The sequence below is a fragment of the Neokomagataea anthophila genome (assembly GCF_018122595.1).
Lineage (GTDB): Bacteria > Pseudomonadota > Alphaproteobacteria > Acetobacterales > Acetobacteraceae > Gluconobacter > Gluconobacter anthophilus.
On the sequence record NZ_JAGRQH010000035.1, the window covers coordinates 1 to 289 of the forward strand.

Genomic DNA, 289 nt, shown 5'->3' on the forward strand with positions numbered 1-289 from the left:
CATGCTGGCCCTGGGGCTGAACATCGTGGTGGGCTTCGCCGGCCTCCTGGACCTGGGCTACATCGCCTTCTATGCCGTCGGCGCCTATCTCTACGCCCTCCTGGCCAGCCCCCACTTCGGCCTGCACTGGCCGGTGTGGGCCATCCTGCCCCTGGGGGCCGTGGTGGCGGGCGGTGCCGGGGCCCTGCTGGGGGCGCCGACCCTGCGCCTGCGGGGCGACTACCTGGCCATCGTCACCCTGGGCTTCGGCGAGATCATCCGTATTTTCATGAACAACCTGAATGCGCCG

The 289-nt window shown here is 69.6% G+C and carries 1 protein-coding gene; it reads left to right on the forward strand.

The features are described 5' to 3' along the window. A partial coding sequence (locus KB213_RS11990; protein ID WP_408903744.1) for an ABC transporter permease subunit occupies positions 1–289 on the forward strand: 289 nt, incomplete at both ends.